Source organism: Saccharopolyspora sp. NFXS83 (genome assembly GCF_026241095.1).
Taxonomy (GTDB): Bacteria; Actinomycetota; Actinomycetes; order Mycobacteriales; family Pseudonocardiaceae; genus Saccharopolyspora_C.
This window is the reverse complement of sequence record NZ_JAPFGB010000003.1, coordinates 207,224-232,608: the sequence shown is the minus strand read 5'-3', so window position 1 is coordinate 232,608 and position 25,385 is coordinate 207,224. Positions and strand designations below refer to the sequence as shown.

The following is a 25,385-nucleotide window of genomic DNA, read 5'->3' as shown; positions in this document are numbered from 1 at the left end:
CGCTCCTTCGGGCCACGACGCCGGCCGCTCTGCCGGCTGGCACAGATGGAACGCGAGTCATGTCATCGATGTCAAAGCTTTCTCGATTCACCTAGGACATCGATGTCATACGCATGACCGGCGCGAACCTCACCCGGAAGCGAAATCGCGCCGCACCGCAGGAAGAAGGCGCGTCGAATCCGACGGCGGAACCGACTTCTTGACGCGCCAGTAGGCAACGGGCAACATCATCGGAACGTGATATTCCCGGCACCGGTGGTGATCAACCCCGTGCCCTGCAGTGCGCACCGCTCATCGATTCGCTTCGAGAAAGGCGTGGTTCATGACTGCAACATCGCCCTCACCGACCGGCCGCAGCCGCAACCGCCGCACCCTGGTCGCCGCGACCGCACTGCTCGGCCTGCTGGCGGGCGGCTCGCCGATCGCGCACGCCGCCGAGGACTCCTACCAGCGCGGCCCCGACCCGACCGACGAGAGCATCGAAGCCCCCCTCGGCAGCTTCGCCGTCGAGGAAGAAGTGGTGTCGCGCACCAGCGTCAGCGACTTCGGCGGCGGCACGATCTACTATCCGACCGACACTTCCGAAGGCACCTTCGGCGCGGTGGCCATTTCCCCCGGCTACACGGGGACCCAATCCTCGATGTCCTGGTACGGCCCCCGGCTGGCATCGCAGGGATTCGTGGTGTTCACCATCGACACGCTCAGCCGCTACGACCAGCCGGACGCCCGGGCCCGCCAGCTGCTCGCGGCGCTCGACCACCTGACCACCGAATCCGGCGCGGCGGATCGCATCGACCCGAACCGGCTCGGCGTGATGGGGCACTCGATGGGCGGCGGCGGCTCGCTGCAAGCGGCCCTCGACAACCCGGATCTGCGGGCCGCGATTCCCCTGACGCCGTGGAACACCGTCAAGGACTGGTCCGCCGTGCAGACCCCGACGCTGATCATCGGCGCCGAGGACGACACCGTCGCCTCGGTCCGCACCCACGCGGAGCCGTTCTACGAGAGCCTCCCCGAAGATCCAGACAAGGCGTACCTGGAACTCGCCGGAGCCGGACACCTCGCCCCGAACACCGACAACACCACCATCGCGAAGTCGAGCATCGCCTGGCTGAAGCGCTTCGTCGACGAGGACACCCGCTACGACCGGTTCCTGTGCCCGCCGCCGAGCGGACCCGAGATCCAGGAGTACCGGGACACCTGCCCGATCGGGTAGTGCTCACCGCGGATCGATCGCCGTCGTGCCGTCCGGCGCGGCGGCGTTCGCGCGCCACGGCCACGAAGCACCCAGTCCACTGTGTACCAACAGGGTCGATTTCCTCGAACCGAAGCGGTTTCGTCCGCTCGTCGTCGATGCGCCCGGCCGCACCCTCCACACTCGACCGGGACTCCGCGATCACGCCGACTGCTGCGGCGCCGGGCCGCGCGCGCCGGTACGTTGGCCACGGCCAGCACGACCACGCAGGAACGAGGAGGACCCATGTCCGTGCCACCGCTGCCCGCCGACACGATCGCCCTGCTGCGCAAGCCCAACCCGTCGACCATCACGACGTTGCGCTCGGACGGGCAGCCGGTCTCCGCCGCCACCTGGTACCTGTGGGAGAACGACAAGGTGCTGGTCAACATGGACGAGGGCCGCAAGCGGCTGGCCCACATCCGCCGCGACCCGCGCGTCACGCTGACCGTGCTCGACAGCGGCGACTGGTACACCCACGTCACCTTGCTCGGCAGGGTCACCGAGGTGCGCGAGGACACCGGCCTGACCGACATCGACCGGCTGGCCGAGCACTACCTCGGCCAGCAGTACCCCGACCGGCAGCGGCCACGGGTGTCCGCGCTGATCGAGATCGACCGCTGGCACGGCTGGGGCAGCCAGAAGGACAGCAGCCAGCCCGGCTGACCCGCCGCGGAACGGGGACGGATCAGCCGCGGTGCTCGTCGGCCGCGGCTTGGATCCGCCCCACGTAGGCCGCCCAGTGCTCCGCGTCGCCGAAGGCGTCGTGGTCGGGCCCGCCCCGCCCGTCGACGCCCTCCCGCAGGACGTCGACGTGCCCCGCGTGCTGCGCGGTCTCCGCGACCACGCGCGCCAGCAGGTGCCCCAAGGTCGTGTCCCGCCGGTGCGGCGGCCACCACGGCACGTGCGCCGGCGCCCCCAGCGGAAGCTCCGCCACCACCCGGTCCGAATGCGCGCAGGCCTCCCGGTAGAGCCCGACGAGGTGGCCGCGGGACTGCTCGGCGGTGGCCCACATGTCCGCGCCGTCCCAGATCGAGCCGTCCTCGACCCACGGCAGCCGCACCGGTGACGGGCGCCCCGCGCAGTCGCCGAGGTAGCCGGATTCGACGCCCGCCAAGTGCTTGATCAGACCGAGGACGTTCGAGCCGCTGGGCGTCAGCGGACGTCGCGCGTCGTACTCCCCCAGCCCGTCCAGTCCCCGCAGCACGGTGTCGCGCGACTGCTGGAGGTAGTGCAACAGATCTTCCGCGATCGTCGTCTCGCCCATGGAGCGCACCGTAGTGCGCCGGTCCGACAACGCGCGGCCTTCGCCCCGGGCCTAGTCCCGATCACGCCCGATTTCAATCGTTACACATCAGCGCGACCAGCGATCCCCCACGCGTCGAGCTCAGCAGCGACCCGACCTCATCGGCATCGGTTCCGGAACTTTCCAGACTCGGTCGCAGCCGGAGCACCTGACGCTAGACCAGCAGGGCCTTGTCCACCGGCGGCGCCACCCCTTATCGTGCGTGTCCATTGATTGAAACGTTTCAATACTCCGTGCGCTCGACGCCGGAGCCTGCGACATCAGAGCCGATGGACAGGAGGACCGATGGGGGTCCGGTTCGGTAGCGAACGCACGACCGGCTGGCGCGCGACGATCGCCGTGGCCATGTCGAACTACATCGAGGCGGGCTCGATCATCGCGATCGCCACCAGCCTCAGCCTCTGGCAGGAGCGCTTCGGGCTGGACGACCTCGCGGTCGGGCTGCTCGCCGCGCTGAGCGCGAACGCGTTCGGCGCCGCCGCGGGCGCGGCCATCGGCGGGCCGCTGTGCGACCGCTACGGCCGGAAGTTCATCTACACCTACGACCTGCTGCTGTACATGCTCGGCGTGCTGCTGGCGGTGTTCGCCACGTCCTTCGGGATGCTGCTGACCGCGTTCGTGCTCACCGGCATCGCCGTCGGCGCCGGCGTCACCGCCTCCTGGACCTACATCGCGGAAGAGGCACCGCACGACAAGCGGGCCGCCCACGTCGGCGCCGCGCAGCTCGCGTGGTCGATCGGGCCGACGCTCGGCTACCTGCTGGCGGTCGTGGCCGCCCCGTTCGGGCTGCTCGGCAGCCGGTTGATCTTCCTGCACCTGTTCGTGGTGGCGGCCGTGACCTGGTGGGTGCGCCGCGGCCTCGCGGAATCGAGGCTGTGGCGCGACCGCAAGGACGATCCGGGGCAGCAGGTCACCTTCCTGAGCAGCGTGCGCGGCCTGTTCAGCAGGAGGACGAACCTGCTCGCGATGCTGTTCCTGTTCGGCGTGTACGCGCTGTGGAACGCGGTCGCCGGTCAGGCCGGGATCTTCCAGCCGCGGGTGTACGACGCGGTCGGCCTCACCTCCGTGACCGAGCAGTACCTGCTGCAGGTCCTGGTGTGGGGCTGCACCAGCGTCGCGACCTACTTCGGGTTCATGCTGCTCGCCGATCGGGTGAGCCGCCGCCTGCTGTACTGCGCGGGCGCCGCGCTGGGCGTGCTGGCCTGGGCGGCGCTGATCTACGCTCCCGCGAACACCGCGACCCTGCTCGTGTTCGCGGTCGGCTGGGGCGTGTCCTCGGGCATCGGCGCGCAGGCGTTCTACGGGCTGTGGGCCAGCGAGCTGTTCGCCACCCGGTACCGGGCCAGCGCGCAGGGCGTGCTGTTCCTGGCCGCGCGGGTGCTGGTGGGCCTGCTCAGCGTCGGATTCCCCGCGCTGCTGACGCAGATCGGGTTGCGCGGGCTCGGCACGCTGATCCTCGGGTTCCTGATCGCCTCGCTGCTCATCGGCACGATCTGGGCGCCCCGCACGCAGGGCAAGAGCCTCCAGCAGATCGAGCGCGAGCGCTACGGCACGACGCCCGAGAGCACCGGCGGCGCGGTGGTGGGCTCGTGACCCGCGTGTGCTTCCAGCTCCAGGTCGACCCCGAACGGCTCGACGAGTACCGGCACCGCCACGCCGCGGTGTGGCCCGAGATGCTGCGCGAGATCGAAGCGTCGGGGCGGCGCAACTACTCGCTGTTCCTGCGCTCGGACGGGCTGCTCATCGGGTACTACGAGACCGATTCCGCCGCCGCCTCCGATGCCCACCTCGCCGCGTCGGCCGTGGCCGCGCGGTGGGAGCGGTGCATGGCGGACCTGTTCGTCGGCGACGGCGGACGCGCCGACCAGGCGGCCACCGCGCTCGACGAGGTCTTCCACTTGGCCGATCAGCTCGCCGACCTACCGGAAACCGATCCGTGCGAAGGAGAACGCGCATGACCCCGCCTCGTTTCGAGGAGATCACCGGCACCCTCGCCCGCCAGGCCATCGAGCTGCCGAGCTGGGCGTTCGGCAACTCGGGAACCCGGTTCAAGGTGTTCGGCACCCCGGGAACGCCGCGCACGCCGCAGGAGAAGATCGCCGATGCCGCCAAGGTGCACGAGCTCACCGGCCTGGCGCCCGCCGTGGCGCTGCACATCCCGTGGGACCAGGTCGACGACTTCACCGCGCTCAAGGCGCACGCCGAGGAGCTCGGAGTTCAGCTGGGCACGATCAACTCGAACACGTTCCAGGACGAGGCCTACAAGTTCGGCAGCCTCACCCACTCCGACGCGGCCGTGCGGCGCAAGGCCGTCGACCACCACTTCCGGTGCATCGAGATCATGCACGCCACCGGGTCCACCGATCTCAAGATCTGGCTCGCCGACGGCACCAACTACCCCGGCCAGGATTCGCTGCGCGCCCGGCAGGACCGGCTGGCCGAGTCGCTGGCCGAGATCTACGAGCGGCTCGGCGAGCACCAGCGGCTCGTGCTGGAGTACAAGTTCTTCGAACCGGCCTTCTACCACACCGACGTGCCCGACTGGGGAACGTCGTTCGTCCAGGTCAGCGCGCTCGGCGACCGCGCGTTCACCTGCCTGGACACCGGGCACCACGCGCCGGGCACCAACATCGAGTTCATCGTGATGCAGTTGCTGCGCCTGGGAAAGCTCGGTTCGTTCGACTTCAACTCGCGCTTCTACGCCGACGACGACCTGATCGTCGGGGCGGCCGACCCGTTCCAGCTCTTCCGGGTGCTGCACGAGGTCGTCGCGGGCGGCGGCCTCGACGAAGGCTCGCCGGTGCGCTTCATGCTCGACCAGTGCCACAACGTGGAGGAGAAGATCCCCGCGCAGATCCGGTCCGTGCTCAACGTGCAGGAGATGACCGCGCGGGCGCTGCTGGTCGACCGCGCGGCGCTCGCGAAGGCGCAGGACTCCCACGACGTGCTGGGCGCCAACGAAGTGCTGATGGACGCCTTCCAGACCGACGTGCGACCGGCGCTGGCGCAGTGGCGCGCGTCCCGCGGGCTGCCCGCGGAACCGATGCGCGCCTACGCCGAATCCGGCCACGCCCGCTACCTCGCCGAGCAGCGCGTCGGCGGCGCGCAGGCCGGGTGGGGAGCCTGATGTCCTACCGAGCAGGAGAGGAGAGCGCTGCCGCCATGGCGAATTCCAGCGCCGTCGAAGGACTGATCGCCCGGAGCAACCGGCTGGGCGCCGACCCGCGCAACACCAACTACGCGGGCGGCAACACCTCCGCCAAGGGCCACGACACCGACCCCGTCACCGGCGAGCCGGTCGAGCTGATGTGGGTGAAGGGCTCCGGTGGTGACCTGGGCACGCTCACCGAGCGCGGGCTGGCCGTGCTCCGCCTCGACCGGTTGCGCGCGCTGTCCGGGGTGTACCCCGGTGTGGACCGCGAGGACGAGATGGTCGCGGCCTTCGACTACGCGCTGCACGGCAAGGGCGGCGCCGCGCCGTCCATCGACACCGCGATGCACGGGCTGGTGGAGGCCGACCACGTCGACCACCTGCATCCCGACAGCGGGATCGCCCTCGCCACCGCCGCCGACGGCCCGGAGTTGACGCGGGAGATCTTCGGCGAGAAGGTCGTGTGGGTGCCGTGGCGGCGACCCGGCTGGCAGCTCGGTCAGGACATCGCCGAGATCAAGCGGGCGCACCCCGAGGCGATCGGCACCGTCCTCGGCGGGCACGGCATCACCGCGTGGGGCGAGAGCAGCGACGACTGCGAGCGCAACTCGCGGTGGATCATCGACACGGCCGCCGAGCACATCGCCGAGCACGGCCGCCCCGATCCGTTCGGCGCGGTCCTCGACGGCTACGCGGCGCTGCCCGAGCCGGAGCGGCGAGCCAAGGCCGCCGCGCTCGCGCCGGTTCTGCGCGGTCTCGCGAGCACCGACAAGCGCCAGGTCGGGCACTTCACCGACGGACCGGAAGTGCTGGACTTCCTGGCGCGCGCGGAACATCCCCGGCTGGCGGAACTCGGTACGAGCTGCCCCGACCACTTCCTGCGCACCAAGGTGAAGCCGCTGGTGCTCGACCTGCCCGCGACCGCCCCGGTCGAAGAATCCGTGCGGCGGCTCGAGGAACTGCACGCGCAGTACCGCGAGGACTACGCGGCCTACTACCGGCGCCACGCCACGCCCGACTCGCCGCCGATGCGCGGCGCGGATCCGGCGATCGTGCTGATCCCCGGCGTCGGCATGTTCAGCTACGGCGGCGACAAGCAGACCGCCCGCGTCGCCGGGGAGTTCTACGTCAACGCGATCAACGTGATGCGCGGCGCGGAGGCGCTGTCCACCTACTCCCCCATCGACGAGCGGGAGAAGTTCCGCATCGAGTACTGGGCGTTGGAAGAGGCGAAGCTGCGGCGCCGCCCGGCCCCCAAGCCGCTGGCGACGAAGGTCGCACTGGTCACCGGGGCCGGCTCCGGCATCGGCAAGGCCACCGCCGCCCGCCTCGCGAGCGACGGGGCCACCGTGGTGCTCGCCGACCTCGACGAGGCCAAAGCCCGGGAAGCCGCCGCCGAGATCGGGTCACCGGACGTCGCGGTGGGCGTGGGCGCGGACGTCACCGATGAGGACGCCGTGGCCGCCGCGGTCGACGCCGCGGTGCTGGCGTTCGGCGGGCTCGACGTGGTGGTCAACAACGCCGGGCTGTCGCTGTCGAAACCGCTGCTGGAGACGACCGCCGCCGACTGGGACCTCCAGCACGACGTGATGGCGAAGGGTTCGTTCCTGGTCAGCAAGGCGGCGGCGAAGGTGCTCATCGAGCAGGGACTCGGCGGCGACATCGTCTACGTCGTGTCGAAGAACGGCGTGTTCGCCGGGCCGAACAACGTCGCCTACTCCGCCACGAAGGCCGATCAGGCGCACCAGGTGCGGCTGCTGGCCGCCGAACTCGGCGGGCACGCGATCCGCGTCAACGGCGTCAACCCGGACGGCGTGGTCCGCGGCAGCGGCATCTTCGCCGGCGGCTGGGGCGCGCAGCGGGCGAAGGTCTACGGGGTCGCGGAGGAGGACCTCGGCGAGTTCTACGCCCAGCGCACCCTGCTCAAGCGGGAGGTGCTGCCGGAGCACGTCGCGAACGCCGTGTTCGCGCTGCTCGGCGGGGACCTGAGCCACACCACGGGCCTGCACGTCCCGGTCGACGCGGGCGTGGCCGCGGCGTTCCTGCGGTGACGCCCGGTCTTGTTGCGGTGCGGGTCGGGTAGCCGAACCTCAGCTGTCCTCTCGCTGCGGGATCACTCTCGCGAGCGGCCCCGCCGCGCACGGAAGTGCCGTCCTCGCGAGAGGACAGCTGAGAACCCGCTGGGTGGCCGGCTTGCTCTGGTGGTCACTGCTCAGCGGCTTCGCCGCCGACAATGCTGGGGCATCCGTTCGTGCAGCTGGGAGTTCGTCGGCGGATTTGAGGAGGGGACATGGGCGAGGCGGTCGCCGCGGTCGACCTGGGCGCCACCAGCGGGCGGGTGATGCTCGGTCACGTCGGGCCGGACGAGCTTCGGATGCGCGCGGTCGCCCGGTTCCCGAACCGGCCCGTGCGCATCCGGGGAGCGTTGCACTGGAACGTGGTGGAGCTGTACCGCGAGGTGTGCGACGGGGTGCGGCAGGCGGCGCGGGAAGCGGATCTCACGAGCGTCGGCATCGATTCGTGGGCGGTGGACTACGCGCTGCTGCGCGGCGGCCGGATGCTCGGGATGCCGCACCACTACCGCGACGACCGCAACGCGGCGGCGGTGCCCACCGTGCACGACATGGTGGGCCCCGCCGAGCTCTACGAGGTGAACGGCTTGCAGCACCTGCCGTTCAACACCACCTTCCAGCTCGCCGCCGAGCGCGAGTCAGGACTGTTGCAACTGGCCGAGCGGATGCTGCTCATCCCGGACCTGCTGGCCTACTGGCTCACCGGCGAGCAGGTGGCGGAACGCACCAACGCCTCCACGACGGGTCTGCTCGACGCGCGGACGTCGAACTGGTCGGAGCCGCTGATGGACCGGCTCGGTATCAGCAGGGACCTGCTGCCACGGCTCGTCTCACCCGGAGAGCGAATCGGCGAGGTCACCCCAGATGTGGCCGACGAGCTGGGCGCGGACCGGTTGGCGGTCACGGCGGTGGGTTCGCACGACACCGCGTCGGCGGTGGTGGCCGTGCCCGCGCGGGACGAGTCGTTCGCCTACATCTCCTGCGGCACCTGGTCGCTGGTCGGCGCGGAGCTGGAGCGGCCGGTGCTCTCCGCGCGGGGCCGGGCGGCGAACTTCACCAACGAGCTCGGCGTCGACGGCAGGATCCGCTACCTGCACAACGTGATGGGCTTGTGGCTGCTCACCGAATCCGTCGAGCGGTGGAGCCGAGACGGCCCGGCGGTCGACCTGGAATCGCTGCTGGCGGAGGCCGCCGCGGTCCCACCCGGCCGGGTCGCCGAGTTCGACCCGAACGACGCCAGGTTCCTCCCGCCCGGCGACATGCCCGCCCGCATCGCGGCCTGGCTGACCGAGCACGACCGGCCGGTTCCGGGGACCCGCGCCGAATTCGTGCGCTGCATCCTGGAAAGCCTCGCCACCGCGTACGCCGAGTCCATCGATCTGCTGGAGCGGCTCACCGGCCGCGCGCTGTCCACCGTGCACGTCGTGGGCGGCGGGGCGCGCAACGAGCTGCTGTGCGAGCTGACCGCCGCACGCACCGGGCGCACGGTGATCGCCGGGCCGGTGGAGGCCACCGCCCTCGGCAACGTGCTCGTGCAGGCCAGAACGGCGGGCATGGTCACCGGCACCCTGGAATCGATGCGGGACCTCGTGCGCCGCACGTGCGAACTGCGCCGGTACCGGCCGTCCCGCTGAACCGGGTCCGCGCGGTGGCGCAGTCCCGGTTCAGCACCGGATCACCGATCGCGGTGCCAGAACAGCGCTTCCGGGGTACCAGCGGTGAGGCCGTCCAGGGTCGGCTGCGCCCGCCCGCGCGGGTGCAGGTCGAGCAACGCCGCCACGTACCGGGCGCCGAACCGCGGTGCTCGCGGGAAACCGTCGACCGCCACCACTCTGGCGCGGCGCCGAGCCGAACATCGGGGAGGTCACCGAGCGCACCACGGCCCGCTGCGCGGCGCGAGCACCCGCGCGTTGCGGTGATCGTGCTGCCCGATGGGCGGAATCCCCTTGTGCCGAACGGGATTCCGCTCCGGCGACCGGGCGACACCGCTGCACGGCCGAGTGATTCCTCCTGACACGGCGCCGATCGGCCCGGAGCATGGCGACTGTGTCCCTCCACCGCGCCGAACGGCCGTCCCCCGACGAACGCGGGAGCAGCACCGCCGCGCTCGTCGAGCACCCCACCACCCGCAGCACCCCGTTCGCCCCGCACGACGGGTTGCGCGACCTGCTCCCGCACCGGCCGCTGACCCGGATGTACCACCCCGGCGACGCGCCGGGATGGCTGGTGACCGGCTACGCCCTGGTCCGCGAAGTGCTCACCGATCAGCGCTTCAGCGCCCGGATCGACCTGCTGCGCGGGCCGGCCGACCAGCAACCCCAGGACGCCACCGCCGCGCCCGGCCTGTTCAGCGTCATGGGCCCGCCGGAACACACCTGGTACCGGCGCAAGCTCGTGTCGGCGTTCACGCTCCGCCGGGTGCGGGAGATGGAGCCGCTGGTGGAACGGGCGGTCACCGAACGGCTCGACGTGATGGAGAGCGCGGGCGGGCCCGTCGACCTCGTCGAGTCCTTCGCCAGCCCCATCGCCTTCCACGTGATCCGCGACCTGCTCGGGATGCCGCTGGAACGGTCGTCGGTGCGGGCGACCACCGAAGCGCTTCTCCGGCTCGACGCCGACCCCGAGGAGGCCGGGCAGGCGTGGGAGCGGCTGCTGGCGGAACTGCGCGAGCACGTGCGCGCGAAGCACACCACCCCCGGCACGGACCTGACGAGCGCGCTGGTGGCCGACGGGGAGCTCTCCGACGAGGAGATCGCGACGATGAGCGCGATGCTGATCACCGGAGGGGACGACACGACGGCCAACATGCTCGCGCTGGGCACCTACGCCCTGCTGGCCCACCCCGCAGAGCTCGCCTGGCTGTGCGAGAACCCGTCGGCCATCGGCACGGCGGTGGAGGAGCTGCTGCGCTACCTGACGATCAACCAGTTCGGCACCACCCGCACGGCGCTGGAGGACGTCGAACTGCACGGCCAGACCATCCGCCGGGGCGAGCTGGTCACGTTGTCGTTGTCCACGGCCAACCGGGACCCCGAGCAGTTCCCGGAACCCGACCGGCTCGACCTCGGCCGATCAGGCGCCGGGCACCTGGCCTTCGGCCACGGCATCCACCACTGCCTGGGCGCGCAGCTCGCCCGAGTGGAGCTGCGGGCGGGATTCTCCGGCCTGCTCGAACGATTTCCCGGACTGCGCCTGGCCGTCGCCCCGGAACGAGTACCGCTGCGCTCCGCAGCCGTCAACTACGGCGTCCACAGCCTCCTCGTCGACTGGTGATCACGCCGTTCTGCCCGCACCTGTCGATCTTGTCAGCGGCGAAGCCGCTGGAAGCCTGTCTTCGAACCGGTCGTTCCAGGGAGCAGCGTTCTTCTCCTGTCAGCGGCGAAGCCGATGAGCAGTGACCAGCTTGAGCGGGCCGACCACCGGCGGGTTCCCAGCGGCTTCCTCACGAGGACGGCTTTTCCCTCGTGGCGGAGCCACTCGGGAAGAAGATCCCGCAGCGAGGAAGCCGCTGAAGTTCCACCGAGCGACCAACAACGCAGACCACGCTCGCAGACACGGGCTCTGCGGTCCGCCACCCGACCCGTCGAGCAGGCCAGCCTCGCGGAACACCGCCTCACAGTTCGACCAGGACCTTGCCCCGGTTGGCGGAGGGGTTCAGGTACAGGCTCCGGTACGCGTCCGGGATGGCGTCGATGCCGTGGTGGACGGTGTGGTCACAGCGGATCTCACCGCGCCGGATCAGGCCGCCGACTTCGTCGTACAGGGCGTTCCAGTTCTGCTCGGTGAACCACTCCAACGCGAAGACGCCGCGGATGGTGGTGCGCGGGTACATGATCAGCGGCAGCAGCCGCGGACCTGATTCCTCCGCGCCGACCTGGTGGGCCCACTGCCAGCACACCGCTACGCGGCTGTCCACGTTGAGCAGGCGGAACGCGGCGTCGGTGATCGCGCCCCCGAGGTTGTCGAAGTACCGGTCGATCCCGTCCGGAGCGGCCTGCCGGAGTGCGCCGCACACGTCGTCCACCGCGTCGCCGTGCCGGTACTCGACCACCGCGTCGAAGCCGAGTTCGCGCAGGTAATCGACCTTGCACGGGGAGCTCGTCGTCCCCACCACGCGGGCCCCGGCGCGTTTGGCCAGCTGCCCCACGACCGACCCGACAGCGCCGGAGGCGGAACTGATCAGCACCGTGTCGCCGGGCCGCACCGCCAAGAACTTCGTCGTGGCGGCCCACGCGGTCATCCCGGACCCGCCCAGGGCACCGAGGGCGGTGTGCACCGGCAGCGCGTCGTCGTGCCGCGCCGGGTCGATCTTGCGGTAATCGGGCACGCTCAGCGGGACCCGCCCGCCGAGCACCGGGCCGCCCTCCCCGGTGCTGACCAGGTGGCTGCGCCAGCCGCCCCAGCCCTGGACGAGGTCCCCGACCTCGAAACGGGCCCGCGGCCCCGCTTCGAGCACTTCCATGACGGAGTCGGCCCCGGCGGGCGTACCGGTCGGCAGCTCCAGGGTGATGCCGTGCAGGTAGGGGTCGAGGGAGACGTACCGGGTCCGCAGCAGCATCTCGTCCGGCGCCAGCCGGATCTCCACGTCCTCGACCACCTTCTCGTAGATCCGTTCCACAGCGGGAACTCCTGCCAGGTGCTCCCGGATGATCCACTTCTCGATCTTCATCAGGCTCCTCGGTTCGAGGCGGGCTCGGCGTCCGCGCGCGGCACCTCCGGGCCGACCGGGATCGTGACGTGGGTCGGTTCCGGGGCGCTGTCGTCGACGTGGGCGGTGAATTCCTTGCCGTCGTCGTTGCAGATGAACTGCATGACCTGGCGCCCCGAGCCCGCCGCCCGGATCAGGCCGCCGGTGGTGGCCCACACGCCGGAGAAGTAGAAGTCGCGCAGACCGGGCAGTCGGGGGCCGTGCTTGTTGATCTCCTCCTCCAGCGTCTCGCCGCCCTCCACGAACGGCTGCCAGCCGAGGACGGTGCCGTCGTAGTTGCCGGTGTAGCGGACCTGCGTCAGCGGGGTGGAGATGTCCCGGGTCACCACGGAGTCGCGGAGGCCGGGGAACCGCTCGTCCAGGAAGTCCACCAGCGCGTCCTTCACCTGCCGCTTCGCGGCGTAGTAGGCGGTGCCGCGGCGGACCGAGAGGGTGTGCTGCTCCACGCCGCCGCGCACTCGCGTCCGCTGCTCCGGGCCGGTGCTGAGCTCGCGCCAGGGCTCGATGTCGCAGAAGTACGTCGCGTAGACGATCGTCTTGCCCGGTGGCGCCAGGTCCGGGTAGTGCGCGGTGCGGAACTGCACGTTGATGCTCGGATGCCGGATCCCGGTCAGCTTCGCGGCCGTGTCCTCGTCGAGCAGGTAGGTCGTGCACGGGTCGGCTTCCGGGAACGATCGGTCCAGCCCCAGGAACAGGATGAAGTAACCGGGGAAGATCTGGCCGGGTTCGTCGATGGTCCGGGTGTAGAGGCGCCGATGGGTCTCGGTGAGGTAGCGCCCGCCGAGCAGCTTCATCGTCGTGGTGTGCCCGTCGCAGGCGGACACGACGACGTCGGCGCGGTGCTCGCTGCCGTCGCTGAGCCGCACGCCCACCGCGCGGTCGTCCTCGATCAGCACCTCCGCCACCTTGGCGTTGTAGGTGATCTCCCCACCGAGGCGGCGGTAGCGCTGCTCGATCGAGTTCGACAACCCCTGCGAGCCGCCCTCCGGCACCCCGGCCGACCGGTTCGCGTGCGAGGCGAGCTGGAAGTAGAACGGCAGCACCGGGAACGCCGGGTGCTTCTCGTAGAGCACGAAGTTAAAGGCCTCGCGCAGCAGCGGATCCCGGAACTTCGCCGAGTAGTCCACCATCAACGTGCTGATCGAGGTCCGGATGACGTTCGCGTAGGGCAGGAACGAGGCCAGCATCCGCAACCGCTCGACGCGGCCCATCAGCCCGACCGGTTTGAGGAACGGGTACACCGTGATCGCCTTGCAGAACTTGCGCAGCCCGTTGCAGAACTTCCGGATCAGCCGGGCGTCCGCCGGTGAGAGCTCGCGCAGGTGCGCTTCGAGCCGATCCGGGTCGGAGTAGAAGTAGACCGCCCGCCCGTCCCTGCCGCGCACGACGTTGAACACGTCGAAGTGCCGCATCTCCTTGCCCTGCAACGCCCCGAGCTCCAGCCAGATCTGGTGCATCTCGTTGCCGGGCCCGTTGCCGAGCAGCCAGCTCACGCAGCAGTCGAAGGTGAAGTCCCCCTTGTCCCACGCCGTGCAGCAGCCACCGGGGATCTCGTGCATCTCGAAGATCCTCGTCCGGTACCCGTTCATCTGCGCGTAGCACCCGGTGGAGAGCCCGCCGAGCCCCCCACCGATGATGATCATCGTTTGCCGCTGGTTCACGTGGTGCGCCTGCCTTCCGTCCGCATCAGGTTCCGATCGAGCAGGGGCAGCTCGCCGAGCATCTCGGGCCGCCAGCGCTGCCGGGCATCGCTCTCCCACGCGCGGAACGGCACGCCGAGCTCCTCGCACAGGAACTGCACGGCGAATCGCCCGGACGCGGCGGCCCGGATCAGCCCGCCACCGCTGATCCACTGCCCCGCCATGGAGAAGCCGCGCAAGCCGGGCAGCCGCATCCGGTCTTCGTCGACGAGCTTCGCGAGCAGGTCGTCGGTCTCGCCGAAGGACTTCCAGGCGAGGATGCTGCCTTCGAAGTTGGCGGTGTAGCGGTTGTTCGTCACCGGGGTGGCCACGTCGACGACCTCGATGCGCGCACCGATTCCCGGGTGGTGGCGTTCGAGGAAGGAGCACACGAACTCGGCGGCCTGGCGCTTGCGAGCCCGGTACTCGCGCCGGTTCGTGACGCGCAGGCTCCTCCAGGAGGCGAAATCGGTGAAGTACGAGCAGTGGAACAACGACTTGCCCGGCGGGGCGCAACCCGACCAGTACTTCGTCCGCAGCTGCACCGCGAGGCTCTGCTGCGACGAGCCCGGCAACCGGGCCGCGTCCTGTTCGGACAGCAAGTAGGTCGCGCTGTGCGGCGCGTCGCCCGGCGGTGCGCCGTCGAAGCCGACGAAGACGGACGCCACGCCCGGATACACCTGGTCAGGATCGGCGAGCAGGTCCTCGTAGAGCCGGTCGACGGTCGGGTTCGTGTACGCGCCGTCGAGCATCCGGTAGAGCGTGGTGGCGCCGTCGCAAGCCGATACGACGTGATCCGCGTAGTGCCGCGTGCCGTTCCTGAGCTGCACCCCGACCGCGCGGCCTCCCTCGACGAGAATCCGCTCGACTCGCGTCCGGTAGCGCATCTCACCGCCGAGCGAGCGGTACCGCTGCTCGATCGAACGCGCCAGCCCCAGCGAACCGCCCTCCGGGAAGCCGGCGTTGCCGAGGTGCGCGTCGGCCATGTTGAGCAGGTACGGCAGCAGCGGGAAGCTTTCGTGGTCCTGGAAGAAGATGTTCGGGAAGGCCCGCCGCAGCAGCGGGTCGCGGAGGCTGTCGGTGAAGTCCTCCAACGAGGTCGTCGCGGTCCGCCGGAACCACCGGGTCGCGGGCAGGCCCTTCACCTCCGCCGCCTCCCGCTCGTGCTCCGGCCGCAGCGCTCGCGGCACCAAGAACGACGAGACGTCGACCTCCATGAACCGGCGCAGGTCGCGGCAGAACCTCCGGATCGGCCGGGAATCGGCGGGCGACACCTCCAGCAGGTGCCGTTGCAGCCGGTCGGGATCGTTGTAGAACGTCACCGAGCGGCCGTCGGGACCGACGATCCGGTTGAACATCTCGAAGTTGGTGATGGTCTTGCCGTCCAGCGCCCCCAGTTCCCGCCACACCTGGTTGGCCTCGTTGCCCTCGGCGGTACCCACCAACCAGGAGATGCAGTAGTCGAAGACGTACCCGTCCCGTCCCCACGCCGTGCAGCAACCGCCCGGCAGCACGTGCTTCTCGAAGACCTGGGTGCGCAGCCCGCTCATCTGCGCGTAGCACCCGGTGGCCATCCCGGCGACGCCGCCGCCGACGATGATGACGCTCGGCGCGTCGCCGGTCCCGTCACGCGACATCATCGGCCGCACCCCCGGCCAGGATCGAACGCACCAGGTCCGCGTTCGCGCCGGCGTGCTCGCCGTCGAGCATGTCGGCGTGCGCCCCGGACCCGCGCAGCACCGCGGTCCCGCCGCGGGAGCGGTCCTGCCAGCTGCCCTCCTCCCCCGCGAGGTGGACGCCGATGTTCGCCGGGTCGCTGAGCACGCTGATCGGCGCGTCCAGCACCGCCCGGTTGGGCGTGCGACCGCAGAACTCCAGGTACTCCCGCGCCTGCTCGCGCGTTTCGGCCGCCACGACCTCGGTTCCGGTGTGCTTGCGCAGGTGTTCGGCGAGCTCCCGCTCGAAGACGTCCAGCCGCTCGGGCCCCACCTCGAACGGCTCGGTGATGCGGTAGGAGTCGACGATGACCACGCGGGACACCGCACGGCCGCGCCGTTCGAGTTCCGCGGCCACCTCGAACGCCAGGTTCCCGCCGAGCGAGTAGCCCAGCAGCGCGCGAGGCCCGTCCGGCCGGACCTGCTCGACCAGGTCCGCGTAGCGCTCGACCTTGTCCGCTCCGCTGAGGTGGTTGAAGCCGAGCAGTTCGTGCTCCGGCAGCCGTCCGGCGAGCTGGCGGTACACCAGCCCGTGGCCACCGACCGGGGGGAAGCAGCACACCGGTTCACCCCGGCCCTCGTTGAACCGCACGTACGGCTGGGATCCGGGCAGCCGGCCGGTGATGACGTGCTCGACGGTCTTGGCCATGCCGCGCAACGTCGTGGTCTTGAACAGCTCGCCCACGGCCACCGTGATGTCGAACTCGCGCTGCACGTGGTGGATCAGCTCGATCAGCTTGATCGAACTCCCGCCGAGTTCGAAGAAGTCGTCCTGCAGGCCGACCTCGTCCAGGTCCAGCAGCGACTTCCAGTGCTCGGCCATCCGCGTCTCGAACAGCGTCACCGTCGGCTCGTGGTCCCGCCGGGAACGCCCGGCCTCGGGCGCGGGCAGCGACTCGACGTCGATCTTGCCGCTCACCGTCAGCGGCAGCGCGGGCAGTTCGACGAAGTGCGCCGGGATCATGAACGTCGGCAGGTGCTCGGCGAGGTGGCCGCGCAACTTCCGCTGGTCCAGCACCGCGCCCGCCGCGGGCACGCAGTAGGCGCACAACGCCGTGTCCCCACCGGAGTCCTCGTGCGCGACGACCACCACCTGCTTGAGCTGCGGCCACCGGGCCAGCTGCGACTCGACCTCGCCGATCTCGATGCGGTGCCCCCGCACCTTCACCTGGGTGTCGGCCCGCCCGAGCAGGTGGACGACGCCCCGGGCGTCCCACTTGGCCAGGTCACCGGTGCGGTAGCAGCGCACCGGCTCGTCGTGCGGGGTGATCGTCCGGAACCGCTGCTCGGTCTGCTCCGGGTCACCGCGGTAGCCGGTCGCCACCCCGTCGCCGCCGATCCACAGCTCACCGACCACGCCCTGCGGCACCGGCCGTCCCCGGTCGTCGAGGATGTAGCACCGGCTGTTGGGCAGCGGCGTGCCGATGGGAACCGAGGCGCTCGGTTCGAGTCCGTCGACGGGACCTTCGAAGCAGCTGCTGTCGATGGTGGCTTCGGTGACGCCGTAGGAGTTGAGCACACGGGTGCGCGGCCCGCACAGCTCCCGCAGCCGCCGGTACTCCTCGACCTTCCACGTGTCGGAGCCGACGACGAGCAGCCGCATGAAGTCCAGCCGCGCGCCGCTGCTCTCGCAGTGCTCCACCAGGCCGCGCACCACCGCCGGGACGAACTCGGCGCAATCCACCTGCTCGGCCAGCATCGTCCGGTGCAGCCGTGCCGTGTTGAACAGCAGCTCGCGGCCGACGAGCACGAGGGTGCCGCCCGAGCACAGCGCGCGCACCAGGTCGCCGGTGAACACGTCGAACGCGAAGTTCGCCAGCTGCAGGTGGACCCGGACGTCGTCGCCCAGGCCGTACTCCCGGTGCCACGCCGCGTACGCGGACGCGAGGTTGCGGTGCGAGACCTGCACCGCCTTGGGACGCCCGGTCGAACCGGAGGTGAAGCAGACGTAGGCCGGGGCCTCCGGTGCCACCGCGACGCGGTCGGCGTCACCGTCCGGCCGCGCGTCGAGCTCCGCGGGAGTCACCACGTGGTCGAGCGCCCCGAGGTGGTCTCGCCCGGCCTCGTCGGCGACCACCAGCGATGCTCCCGCGTGCCGTGCCATGTAGCCGAGCCGTTCCGCCGGCTGCTCCCGGTCCAGCGGGAGGTACGCGCCACCCGCCCGCAGCACCGCCAGCACGGCCGCGATCAGCAGCGGGGACTTGTCCAGGCACAGTGCGACGATCGCGCCGTCGCGGACGCCGCGCGCCCGCAGTCCCCGCGCCAGCCGCCGCGACCACTCGTCGAGTTCGCCGTAGGTGAGCCGCCGCACCGTCCCGTCCTCGGCGGGCGCGGTCACCGCGATCGCGTCGGGGCGGTCGGCGGCGACGGCGGCGATCAGCTCGTGCACCGCGGCGCCGGGGACGGTCTCGTGCCGCGGGCCGCTCCACGAGCCGAGGATCCGGTCGCGCTCGGCCGCCGCCAGCATCGGCAGCTCACCGACCCGCCTGGTGCCCGGCGAGCCGGTCAAGGCGTCGAGCAGGGCGGTGTAGTGTCCGGCGAGCCGCCGCATCGTCTCCGGCAGGAACAGGTCGGTGTTGTACTTGAAGACGCAGTGGAAGCGGTGGTCGGCCTCGTCCTCGTACACCGACAGCGTGATGTCGAACTGCCCCTCCTCCTCCGGCAGCTCCACGTAGTCGAGGTGGTACCCGTACTGCTCGGCCGAGACCTTGTGGTGCAGCAGGATGAACATCACCTGGAACACCGCCGAGCGGCTCGGGTCGTGCTGCAGGCCCAGCTGCTCGACCAGCAGCACGAACGGGTACTCCTGGTTGTCCAGCCCGCCGAGCACCGTCGTGCGGACCTGGTCGAGCAGCTCCGCGACGGACGGGTCGGCGCCGAGGTTCGCGTGCAGCGGCAGCGGGTTGACGAAGTACCCGTACACCCCGGCGAACTCCTGCTCCGTGCGACCGGTGACCGGGCTGCCGACGACGATGTCGTCCTGGCCCGAATACCGGTGCAGCAGCAGGTAGTACGCGCTGAGCAGCACCACGAACGGCGTCACTCCGTGCTCGCGGGCGAGCTCGTGCACGCGGGTGCTGAGCGCGGTGTCGAGGGCGAAGAACTCGGAGGCCCCGTTGTGCGTCTGCACCAGTGGGCGCGGCTTGTCGGTGGGCAGGTTCAGCACCGGCACCTGAGCGGGCAGGTGCGAGCGCCAGTAGTCGAGCATCCGCTGGGCGTCCGGTCCGGCGAGGAAGCGGTTCTGCCGGTTGAGGAAGTCCAGGTAGGTCGCCGGGACCGGCGGCAGCTCCGCGGGCACGCCCCTGCGCAGGCCTTCGTAGCAGGCCAGCAACTCCTCGATGAAGGTGAAGGTGGAGATGGCGTCGGAGATGATGTGGTGCACGGCCTTGACCAGCACCCAGCGGTCCGGTTCCCGCTGGAACAACCGGAACCGGATCAGCGGGTCGCGCTCCAGGTCGTAGGGCTTGCGGTACTCCGCCACGATCCGGCGGTGGATCTCGTCCCAGGGCAGGCCCCGGACGTCGAAGACGGCGAAGTCGGGAGCGGCCTCCGGTGCGATGCGCTGCACGGGTTCACCGCCGTCCAGGACGAAGCTCGCCCGCAGGATCGGGTGCCGGGCCACCAAGGTCGCGAACGCCTCGGACAGCAGCCGCGGGTCCAGCTCGGCGCGCACCTCGACCGCGCCGCCGATGTTGTAGGCGAAGCCGTCGGGGTGGAGTTGTTTGAGGAACCACAACGCCTTCTGGTTCTGCGTGAGCGGATACCGGTGCTCGTCGCGGAACACCTCGACGACGGCGCCGCCTCCGGCGTCGTCCGCGGCGTCCAGCACCTCGTCGTGCACCTGGTCGACGAGCTCGTGCACCGGGGTGTTGCCGAGCAGCGCGACCACGGGCAGCGCGACGCCCAGCTCGGTGTGGATCCGCGCCCGCAGCTCCATGGCGAGCATCGAGTCGAGCCCCAGGGCGCTGAGCCCGTCGTCCTCGGCGATCGACTCCGGCGGCACCCGCAGCACGTTCGCGACGAGCGCGGTGAAGTGCTCGGCCAGCAGGCCCCGGCGCAGCCGCGGGTCGGCCGCGCGGAACGCTTCCAGGAACCCGCCGTCCTCAGCGGGCGGAACCAGGTCCGCGGCGGCGGCGAGGTCGGCGACCAGCGGTGGTGCGACGGGGTACCAGGACAGGAACGTCGGCCAGTCGACGATCGTCGCGACCACCAGCTGGGCGTGGCGCTGACCGATGATCCGCTCCAGCACCGCCATCCCGTTGGCAGGCGCCAGCGAGCTCATTCCGCGGCTGTTGCGGTAGTGCTCGACCAGCCCCTGCTCCTCGATCATGCCCGTCGCCCACGGTCCCCAGTCGATGCTCAGCGCGGGCAGCCCGCGCGCCCGCCGGTGGTGGGCCAGCGCGTCGAGGAAAGCGTTGCCCGCCGCGTAGTTCGCCTGGCCCGCGGTGGTCAGCAGCGAGGCGATCGAGGCGAAGAGCACGAAGTGCTCCACCGGCTCGTCGCTCAGGTGCCGGTGCAGCAGGTGCGCGCCGACGACCTTGGTGTCGTGCACCGCGTCGTAGGCGGCCTTGTCCATGTCGGACACCAGCGTGTCCTGGAGGTGCCCGGCGAGGTGGAACACGCCGCGGATCGGCTGCGGCGCCCCTCGCCGGTGCTCGGCGAGCCAGTCCACCAGCGAGGACTCGTCGGTGATGTCGAGCCGCGCCACGACCGGTTGCGCGCCGAGCGCTTCGAGTTCGCGGACGAACCGGATGTTGCGCCCGGTGGTGCCGTCCGCGCCGGCCTCGCTCCACCCGGCGCGTTCCGGCAGGCCGGACCGGCTGACCAGGATCAGCCGCCGCGCACCGCGCTTGACCAGCGTCCGGCACAGCAACCGGCCCAGCGCGCCGAACGCACCGGTCACCAGGTAGCTGCCGTCGGCGCGCAACCGCAGCGGCAGCGGATCCGACAGCCCCTGCGCCGGGCGCAACCGGGCCGCGCGGAACCCGTCACCGCGCACCGCGATCTCGTCCTCCTCGGGGACGGCGACCGCGCGCAGCACGGCGACCGCGTCCGCCGCGGGATCGGTGCGGCCGGGTTCGAGGTCGATCAGCTTGCCGCGGTTGCGCACCGACTCCTGCTGGCGCAGCACGCGCCCGATCCCCCACGCCGGGGCACCCAGCGGTTCGACCTCGTCCGCGTCCACGACCGCCTGCGCGCCGCGGGTGACCACGTGCAGCTGCGCCTCACCGCGCCGCTCCTGCAGGACGCGGGCGAGCGTGATCAGCGAGAAGCCGCCGAGGTCCTTGTGCGCCTCGAACTCCGCCCGGGGCAACCGGTCGATCGTCGGCGCGTCGAGGTTCCACAGGTGCACGACGTGGTCGAAGGGCGCACCGCCGAGCTCGTCGAGCAGCCGCCGGAGATCCGCGGGATCGCCGGGTACGACCGCCGCGCCGCCGTGCGCCACGCCGGGGAACACCAGGTGGCAGGTACCGCCGTCGGCGGCGATGCGCGCCGCGAGCTCCGCCGCGACCCCGCGCCGGTCGGCGAACACCAGCCAGCGGCCCCGCGCGTCCACCGGTTCGCCGACGGGCAGCGGCGGCCAGGACGGTTCGACCAGCCAGTCGTCGATCGCGCCCCGGCTCAGCGTCGCCGCGGCGCGATCCACGTCGCCCGCCCGGAATCCGCTGATCAACCCGAGGGGTGAGCCGTCCGCCGCGTACACCGCGATGTCGCCGACCAGATCGGCCCCGTCGGTCCCGGTGAGCACCGCGTGCGCCCAGATCGGCTGCGCACCGATCTCGTCGAGCCGGAGTTCCGCGATGGACAGCGGCAGCCGGATGCCGGCGTCCCCGGCATCGCGCAGCACGTCGGGCACCAGCAACGCCTGGAAGCAGGCGTCCAGCAGCACCGGGTGCACGTGGTGCTCGGCGGCGTCGGTGACCTGCTGCGGCGGCCCGATGCGGGCGAGGGCCTCGTGCTCGCCGACCCAGACCTCCTCGATCGCCTGGAACGCCGGGCCGTACTGGTAGCCGCGGGCCTCCAACGCCGCGTAGCACGCGTCCCGGCTCAAGTGGCGCCGCTCCGGGCCGCGCAACGCGTCGAAGTCCGCCGGAGCGAGACCGCGCACGCCCCGGCCGACCGCGGCGGCACCCGCCGCGTGCACCGACCGGCGGTCGTCGCCGGTCATGGTGGCGATCGTGAACGTCGCGTTCTCGGCCGCGAAGGCCAGCTGGACCTTGCCGCCGTCCCCGTCCGCCAGGAACAGCGCCTTGCGCAGCTCCAGGTCCGCCAGCACGACGCTGTTCTCACCGGTCATCGCGCGGACGGCCTGCGCGGCCATCTCGGCGTAGGCCGCGGCGGGGAGCACCACTCCGCCCTGGATGCGGTGATCGGCCAGGTAGGGCAGTCGCTCCACGTCGAGCCGCGCCTCCCACGCCGGTTCGGCGGTGGCCATCCTGCGCCCCAGCAACCGGTGGTCGAGCAGGCCGAGCCGGATCTGCGCGACCGCCTCCGGTTCCGCCCAGTAGCGATCCCGCTTCCAGGGGTACGGCGGCAGCGACACCACCTCCCCCGCCGGGTGCAGCCGGTTCCAGGAGATGTCCGCACCTCGGGCGTGCAACGCCGCCAGCGAGGTCAGGAAGCGCTCCTGCTCGTCCTCCCCGCGCCGGATCGACGGCAGCGTCGTGCCCTCGATCTCCCGCTCCGCCAAGCATTCCCGGATCGAGTGCGCCAGCACCGGGTGCGGCCCGATCTCCAGGAACCCGCGGTACCCGTCGGCGGCCAGGCGGTCGACGGCGGCGCGGAAGCGGACGCTGTCGCGGACGTTGCGCCACCAGTACGCCGCGTCGAGCTCCGAGCCGTGCGCGACCGCTTCCATCCCGGTCAGGTAGAGCGGCAGCGCCGCTTCCCGCGGCCGGATCCCGGACAGCGAGGCCAGCAGCTCGTCCTTGATCAGGTCCATCCGGGCGCTGTGGTACGGGACGCGCACGTCGAGCAGGCGGGCGAAGATCTGCTCCGCCGCCAGCTCGCCGGTCAGCCGCCGCAGCACTTCCTCGTCACCGGCCAGGGTGATCGTCGCCGGACCGTTCACCGCGGCCACCGACACCCGGTCGCCGTGGACGCGGATCCTGCGCAGCGCCTCGTCCTCGCCCAAGCCGACGGCGAGCATGGTGCCGGTGCCGGTGAGCTCGTGCTGCAACCTGCTGCGGTGGATCGCGACCGCCACGGCGTCGCGGAGGCTGTAGACCCCGGCCTCGTGGAAAGCCGCGATCTCCCCCGTGCTGTGCCCGACGACGGCGTCCGGGCGCACTCCGTGGTGGCGCCACAGCGCCGCCAGGCCGACCTGCACGGCGAAGTTGGCGGGCTGCGCCAGCCAGGTCTCGCCCATCCGCGAATCCGGCTCCGCAGCGCGGAGCTCATCGACCAACGACCACCCGGCGAGGGTGCGGATCTCGGCGTCGCACTGCTCGATCGCGTCGCGGTACACCGGTTCGGCGTCGAACAGCTGCCTGCCCATCGCCCACCACTGCGGTCCCATGCCGGTGAACACCCAGGCGAGGCCGCCGGTGTCCCGGCGCTGGTCCACGACCACTCCGGGGCGCGCCTCGCCTCGCAGGTAGGAGTCCAGGCGGTCGCGCAGCTGCGCCGCCGAGGAGTGCACGACGGCCAGCCGCGCCGCCTGGTGCTGGCGGCGGCGCGCGAGGGTGTAGCCGAGGTCGCGCGCGGGAACGCGGTCGAGCTCCGCGCGGATCGCCTCGGCCCGCCGCCGCAGCGACTCCTCGTCGCGGGCGCTGATCGGCAGGATGGTGCGCACCGCGGCGGCGTCCTCGACCACCGCGCGCGGCGGCGCTTCTTCGACGAGCACGTGGGCGTTGGTCCCGCCGAAGCCGAAGGAGTTCACCCCGGCGCGGGCGGGACCGTCGTGCTCGGGCCAGTCGGTCAGTTCCGCCGGAATCCGGTACGGCAACGACGCGAGGTCGATCTCCGGGTGGACCGTGCGCAGGTTGATGTGCGGCGGGATCCGGCGGTGGCGCAGCGAGAGCGCGACCTTGATCAACCCGGTGACCCCGGCGGCGGCCTCGGTGTGGCCGATGTTCGTCTTGACCGAGCCGACGTAGCGCACCGCGCCCGGCCGGTGCCCCACCGACAGGGCCCGGCCCAGCGCGTTCGCCTCGATCGGGTCGCCGACGGCGGTGGAGGTTCCGTGCGCCTCCACGTACTGCAGGTCGCCGGGAACGATGCCCGCCTCGGCGCAGACCCGTTCGATGAGTTCGACCTGCCGGTCCCCGTCCGGCACCGTGATGCCGTTGGTGCGGCCGTCCTGGTTCACGCCGGTCCCGCTGATCAGCGCGTAGATCGGGTCTCCGTCGCGTTCGGCGTCGGCGAGCCGCTTGAGCGCCACCGCGGCAACGCCCTCGGCGCGGACGTAGCCGTTGGCTGCGGCGTCGAAGGTGCGCGACCGCCCGTCCGGCGAGAGGAATCCGCCCTTGCTCTCGCTGATCGTGTACTGCGGGGCCAGCTGCAGCGAGGTGCCGCCGACCAGCGCGAGGCTGCTCTCCCCGCGCAGCAGGCTCTGGCGCGCCAGGTGCACGGCGACCAGCGAGGAGCTGCACGCGGTGTCGATCGAAACGCTCGGGCCGCGGAAGTCGAAGCAGTGCGACAGCCGGTTCGACACCATCGTCATCATCGTGCCGGTCGCGGTGTGCGCGGCCAGCGCGTCGAAGTCGAGGCCGCCGAACTGGAGGATCTTGTAGTCCAGGGTGAACGCGCCGACGAAGACCCCGACGTCCTGCCCGGCCAGATCCGCGGGCCGCTGGCCGCCGTCTTCGAGGGCTTCCCACGTCACTTCCAGCAACTTCCGCTGCTGCGGGTCCATGTGCTCGGCCTCGCGCGGGCTGATGCCGAAGAAGGCGGGGTCGAACTCGTCGACGCCGTCGACGTATCCCCCGTGCCCGCCGACCAGCCGGCCGGCCTTGCCGGGGTTCCGGCTGCTCAACGTGGTGACGTCGTAGCGGTCGCGCGGCGTCGGCGTGATGCAGTCCTTGCCACCCGCCAGGTTCCGCCAGAAGGCGTCGGGGCCGGTGGCCCCGCCGGGTAAGCGGCATCCGATGCCGATGATCGCGATCTTGTCGTCGGGCGTGGGACTACTGGAGGCGGAGAGCATCGAACCTTCTTTTCCTCGCGAAAGCCGACATCAGTTCACGGAAAATGAAATCCACCAGGCAGATCAGCGCCGGGGTTGCCGAATTGAGATTAGAGACGGGAAAAAACCGAGTCCATCTGTTCGGTTGACCACTACCCGTTCGGCGCATCCCGTTAACTCACCCGAGGGTGTCCGATCGAATGATTTCGGCGGCATCCGAGCGATTCCCGACAACCGGGCACAACCGCTGCCCAGCCGCGACAATACAGCCGCGACCCATCGCAAGGGAACTATCGCGCAGGTCACAGCCTCTCCGCGTGATATCACCGCAATGAACTAGCGATCACCCGAATCGAGCAACGCGCATTCTCGACACCCGCCGGAACGAACGCGCCA

General features: G+C 71.1%; 14 protein-coding genes. 8 read left to right on the top strand and 6 right to left on the bottom strand.

From position 1 onward, the window contains the following. Positions 1-322 precede the first annotated feature (322 nt). Positions 323-1,216 (top strand): poly(ethylene terephthalate) hydrolase family protein, encoded by an 894-nt coding sequence (locus OOZ19_RS04790; RefSeq protein ID WP_266088658.1) that lies wholly within the window; start codon positions 323-325, stop codon positions 1,214-1,216. A gap of 264 nt (positions 1,217-1,480) precedes the next feature. Then, a complete protein-coding gene (locus tag OOZ19_RS04785) occupies positions 1,481-1,900 on the top strand; it encodes a PPOX class F420-dependent oxidoreductase (RefSeq protein WP_266088656.1) in 420 nt (139 codons plus the stop codon). A gap of 22 nt (positions 1,901-1,922) precedes the next feature. On the opposite strand, the gene OOZ19_RS04780 is transcribed toward OOZ19_RS04785, so the two are convergent. Continuing rightward, a complete protein-coding gene (locus OOZ19_RS04780) occupies positions 1,923-2,501 on the bottom strand; it encodes a DinB family protein (RefSeq protein WP_266088654.1) in 579 nt (192 codons plus the stop codon). A 324-nt stretch (positions 2,502-2,825) separates the two neighbouring features. Here OOZ19_RS04780 and OOZ19_RS04775 point away from each other — a divergent pair, with 324 nt between their 5' ends. From OOZ19_RS04775 to OOZ19_RS04755, 5 genes are all read left to right on the top strand, one after another. Continuing rightward, entirely contained in the window at positions 2,826-4,133 is a 1,308-nt protein-coding gene (locus tag OOZ19_RS04775) for an MFS transporter (protein ID WP_266088652.1), read from the top strand. Further along, positions 4,130-4,498 (top strand): L-rhamnose mutarotase, encoded by a 369-nt coding sequence (locus OOZ19_RS04770; RefSeq protein WP_266088650.1) that lies wholly within the window; start codon positions 4,130-4,132, stop codon positions 4,496-4,498. Before OOZ19_RS04775 ends, OOZ19_RS04770 begins: the two co-directional genes overlap by 4 nt. Then, positions 4,495-5,667: an L-rhamnose isomerase gene (gene rhaI, locus OOZ19_RS04765; RefSeq protein WP_266088648.1), complete on the top strand. Its 1,173-nt coding sequence runs from the start codon at positions 4,495-4,497 to the stop codon at positions 5,665-5,667. Before OOZ19_RS04770 ends, rhaI begins: the two co-directional genes overlap by 4 nt. A gap of 35 nt (positions 5,668-5,702) precedes the next feature. Further along, complete coding sequence (locus tag OOZ19_RS04760; protein ID WP_266088646.1) at positions 5,703-7,742, top strand: bifunctional aldolase/short-chain dehydrogenase; 2,040 nt, start codon at positions 5,703-5,705, stop codon at positions 7,740-7,742. Positions 7,743-7,981: 239 nt separating this feature from the next. Next, positions 7,982-9,397: a rhamnulokinase gene (locus OOZ19_RS04755; RefSeq protein WP_266088644.1), complete on the top strand. Its 1,416-nt coding sequence runs from the start codon at positions 7,982-7,984 to the stop codon at positions 9,395-9,397. A gap of 41 nt (positions 9,398-9,438) precedes the next feature. On the opposite strand, the gene OOZ19_RS04750 is transcribed toward OOZ19_RS04755, so the two are convergent. After that, the gene (locus OOZ19_RS04750; protein ID WP_266088642.1) at positions 9,439-9,594 is read right to left on the bottom strand and encodes a hypothetical protein; all 156 of its coding nucleotides are present in this window, start codon (positions 9,592-9,594) and stop codon (positions 9,439-9,441) included. A 206-nt stretch (positions 9,595-9,800) separates the two neighbouring features. Between OOZ19_RS04750 and OOZ19_RS04745 the strand changes: the two genes are divergently transcribed. Next, on the top strand, positions 9,801-11,036 hold the full coding sequence (locus OOZ19_RS04745) for a cytochrome P450 (protein ID WP_266088640.1): 1,236 nt from the start codon (positions 9,801-9,803) through the stop codon (positions 11,034-11,036). Between the two features lie 340 nt (positions 11,037-11,376). On the opposite strand, the gene OOZ19_RS04740 is transcribed toward OOZ19_RS04745, so the two are convergent. From OOZ19_RS04740 to OOZ19_RS04725, 4 genes are read right to left on the bottom strand one after another with little or no spacing between them, the layout of a single operon-like run. Next, positions 11,377-12,432 carry an MDR family NADP-dependent oxidoreductase gene (locus tag OOZ19_RS04740; RefSeq protein ID WP_266088637.1) on the bottom strand — a complete coding sequence of 352 codons (1,056 nt, stop codon included), beginning with the start codon at positions 12,430-12,432 and terminating at the stop codon, positions 11,377-11,379. Continuing rightward, complete coding sequence (locus OOZ19_RS04735; RefSeq protein WP_266088635.1) at positions 12,432-14,132, bottom strand: phytoene desaturase family protein; 1,701 nt, start codon at positions 14,130-14,132, stop codon at positions 12,432-12,434. The genes OOZ19_RS04740 and OOZ19_RS04735 overlap by 1 nt, the downstream gene beginning before the upstream one ends. Continuing rightward, entirely contained in the window at positions 14,129-15,790 is a 1,662-nt protein-coding gene (locus OOZ19_RS04730; RefSeq protein ID WP_266088633.1) for a phytoene desaturase family protein, read from the bottom strand. Before OOZ19_RS04730 ends, OOZ19_RS04735 begins: the two co-directional genes overlap by 4 nt. Then, on the bottom strand, positions 15,777-25,010 hold the full coding sequence (locus OOZ19_RS04725) for a non-ribosomal peptide synthetase/type I polyketide synthase (protein WP_266088631.1): 9,234 nt from the start codon (positions 25,008-25,010) through the stop codon (positions 15,777-15,779). Before OOZ19_RS04725 ends, OOZ19_RS04730 begins: the two co-directional genes overlap by 14 nt. Positions 25,011-25,385: the final 375 nt, after the last annotated feature.

What these genes read in the sequence shown, in the direction of transcription:
- OOZ19_RS04780 (WP_266088654.1), bottom strand. Translation starts at nt 2,501, where the DNA reads ATGGGCGAGACGACGATCGCGGAAGATCTGTTGCACTACCTCCAGCAG.
- OOZ19_RS04785 (WP_266088656.1), top strand. Translation starts at nt 1,481, where the DNA reads ATGTCCGTGCCACCGCTGCCCGCCGACACGATCGCCCTGCTGCGCAAG.
- OOZ19_RS04730 (WP_266088633.1), bottom strand. Translation starts at nt 15,790, where the DNA reads ATGATGTCGCGTGACGGGACCGGCGACGCGCCGAGCGTCATCATCGTC.
- OOZ19_RS04790 (WP_266088658.1), top strand. Translation starts at nt 323, where the DNA reads ATGACTGCAACATCGCCCTCACCGACCGGCCGCAGCCGCAACCGCCGC.
- rhaI (WP_266088648.1), top strand. Translation starts at nt 4,495, where the DNA reads ATGACCCCGCCTCGTTTCGAGGAGATCACCGGCACCCTCGCCCGCCAG.
- OOZ19_RS04760 (WP_266088646.1), top strand. Translation starts at nt 5,703, where the DNA reads ATGGCGAATTCCAGCGCCGTCGAAGGACTGATCGCCCGGAGCAACCGG.
- OOZ19_RS04725 (WP_266088631.1), bottom strand. Translation starts at nt 25,010, where the DNA reads ATGCTCTCCGCCTCCAGTAGTCCCACGCCCGACGACAAGATCGCGATC.
- OOZ19_RS04775 (WP_266088652.1), top strand. Translation starts at nt 2,826, where the DNA reads ATGGGGGTCCGGTTCGGTAGCGAACGCACGACCGGCTGGCGCGCGACG.
- OOZ19_RS04740 (WP_266088637.1), bottom strand. Translation starts at nt 12,432, where the DNA reads ATGAAGATCGAGAAGTGGATCATCCGGGAGCACCTGGCAGGAGTTCCC.
- OOZ19_RS04755 (WP_266088644.1), top strand. Translation starts at nt 7,982, where the DNA reads ATGGGCGAGGCGGTCGCCGCGGTCGACCTGGGCGCCACCAGCGGGCGG.
- OOZ19_RS04745 (WP_266088640.1), top strand. Translation starts at nt 9,801, where the DNA reads ATGGCGACTGTGTCCCTCCACCGCGCCGAACGGCCGTCCCCCGACGAA.